The sequence below is a fragment of the Bartonella sp. AP9QHHD genome (assembly GCF_042195625.1).
Classification (GTDB): domain Bacteria; phylum Pseudomonadota; class Alphaproteobacteria; order Rhizobiales; family Rhizobiaceae; genus Bartonella.
This window is the reverse complement of sequence record NZ_JBHIOP010000081.1, coordinates 1-2,730: the sequence shown is the minus strand read 5'-3', so window position 1 is coordinate 2,730 and position 2,730 is coordinate 1. Positions and strand designations below refer to the sequence as shown.

At 34.4% G+C, this 2,730-nt stretch carries 1 pseudogene; it reads left to right on the top strand.

The annotated features are described in order from the left end of the window. A pseudogene (locus ACFIK4_RS05700) lies at window positions 1–2,040 on the top strand (type ISP restriction/modification enzyme); the annotation flags it as partial. Window positions 2,041–2,730 lie beyond the last annotated feature (690 nt).

Genomic DNA, 2,730 nt, shown 5'->3' with positions numbered 1-2,730 from the left:
CTTTATCACAAGGCTTTTACAATCAAAGCTCATAAAACCAGAGGATATGGAATATAAGTTCCGTCATGATATCCATGCCAACGAGATTGTTCTCTTAGCCTATTACATAGCAGCCATTAACATTGAATCGACTTATCATAGTTTGAAGAAAGGAGAGTATATTCCTTTCAAACATATTGGTTTAACCGATACATTCCGGATGCTGGAAAAACAAGATTTGATGAAAGGTTTATTAGAGGAAAACAGTGAATATTTAGAACTTCAGAAAAACCTCAATATTGAAGTTATCTTCGGCAATCCTCCTTATTCCGTGGGGCAAAAGAGCGAAAACGATAATGCAAAGAATACTTCTTATCCTATTTTAGATAAACGGATCAGTGAAACTTATGCTGCTCAATCGAAAGTAACGAATATACGAGCACTTTATGACAGTTATATCCGTGCTATCCGCTGGGCAAGTGACCGTATAAAAGACCATGGTATTATTGGTTTTGTCACAAACGCAAGCTTTGTTAGTGGGCACTCTATGGATGGTTTACGAAAATGCCTCGTTGAGGAATTTAGCAGCCTTTATATTTTCCATTTACGGGGTAACCAACGAACTTCTGGAGAACTTTCTCGAAATGAAGGTGGTAAAATTTTTGGTTCTGGATCTCGAGCCCCTATAGCGATTTCCATTCTCGTAAAAAATCCAAATGCACAACAGCGTGGTAAGATATATTTTCGTAATATTGGAGACTATCTCACGAGGCAAGAAAAGCTTACAATGATTGAATCCCTTGGAAGCATTGATGGTATTACACGGAGTAAACAAGGTTGGCAAATAATTACACCGGATAAGCATGGGGATTGGATAAAGCAACGTGATGACAGTTTTAAAAAATTTTTAGCTATAGGTGTTAAAAAAGGACATGATAAAAAGCTCTTTAAAATTTATTCCTGTGGTCTAAAAACAAACCGTGATGCTTGGGCATATAACTCAAGCTATAAGATTTTAGAAAATAATATGCATAATATGATTACTTTCTATAATAGCGAAGTAGAACGTTTTAATGATGCCTATCCACATGCTGATCATAAAATACGTGCAAATGCTGTAAACAATTTCATCAATGCAGATGAGAGCAAGATTAGCTGGAGCCATAATGTTAAACAAGAATTGGTAAGAGGAAAAATTCTTAAATTCGAAGATGCATGCCTCATGCAAAGTTTATATCGCCCTTTTACACGACAGTGGCTTTATTATAATCGTACTTTCAATGAGAGAGTTTACCAAACGCCGCGTATATTCCCAATGGAGAAAGCGGTTGAAAATAAAATCATACAAGTTACAGGCATAGGAGCAATGGTTGGCTTTTCTGCACTTATGACTAAGAATTTGCCTGATTTAGGTGTGATGAATGCTAGTCAATGCTTTCCACGATATTTCTATGAAGATGCTCCGGTTTCAAGAGACAAAAATGAAAAACAATCTCATTTATTTGCGAATTCTACAGAAGAAAGTAAAACAGTTGGTTTACAGAGGCATGATGCCATTACTGATGAAGGATTAGCCCATTTTCAAGCGGCTTATCCGAATGAAAAAATCACTAAAGATAATTTGTTCTATTACGTCTACGGATTGTTACATTCGGAAGATTATCGTGCTCGTTATGCTGATAACCTCTCTAAAGAATTGCCTCGCATCCCTTGTGTAAAAAGCGCTGAAGATTTTTGGAAGTTTGTTAATGCTNGAATAGTAAGGAAAAGGATAAATCTACAGTTATTTATAACAGCAATATCATTATGACAGATATCCCTCTTGAAGTTTATGAGTATATCGTCAATGGCAAGCCCGCTCTTGAATGGGTTATGGAGCGTCAATGTGTAAAGACTGATAAAAAGAGTGGTATTGTGAATGATGCCAATCGCTATGCTGTTGAAACCGTTGGCAACCCTGCTTACCCATTGGAGTTGTTTCAAAGGGTTATTACGGTAAGTTTAGAAACCATGAAAATCGTTAAGAACTTACCCAAATTGGTATTAAGAGAAACTGAATAAGCTTATTAAAGCATGCTCACATAATGAGTGTGATAACCTTACAAGGGGTATAAGGTCTTATAACCATATAATCTATACCTCTCTTGTTAAATTGCTTACATACAATCTTTAAAAGGAATGTTTATATGCATTATTCTAAAAAGAAGAAACTTGCACTTTTAAATACTCTTATTTTGATTGCTTTAAGACTTTTAAGAAATCCCATCTTAAAGTGAATACGCTTCTTTTACATTGCCTTTAAGAGGTTATACCGTAATCTAAAATGATAGCTTTATTGTTATCAGAAGCTTTGTTTAAAGAGAGTTATGTATATTCATTTTCTTATATTACTTATAGGTTTTGAATGTTTCTCAAACCCTCAAAATACCTTCAAAACCCCTTTTTATATATATTACAGATTGTATTTACGTGTTGTGTGTAATATGGGTTGTTTATTTAAAACATTAACATATTGAAATATAATAACTTTTATTTTTTGATTGAAAAATATGTAAAGGGGGGAGCGTAAAAAGCACCTCCAAAACCCCCTAAACCTCCAAAACTCATAACCATAATGGTCTTGATAGCATTTCATATGAGTTACAAGCTATCTTTTGAAAGGCTTTAAAAGATCATATGCTTTTCATAAAGCACATTTTAATCACTCACTAAAATCATAAGATTCGTCTGTTAAATAAACTGACATAACCG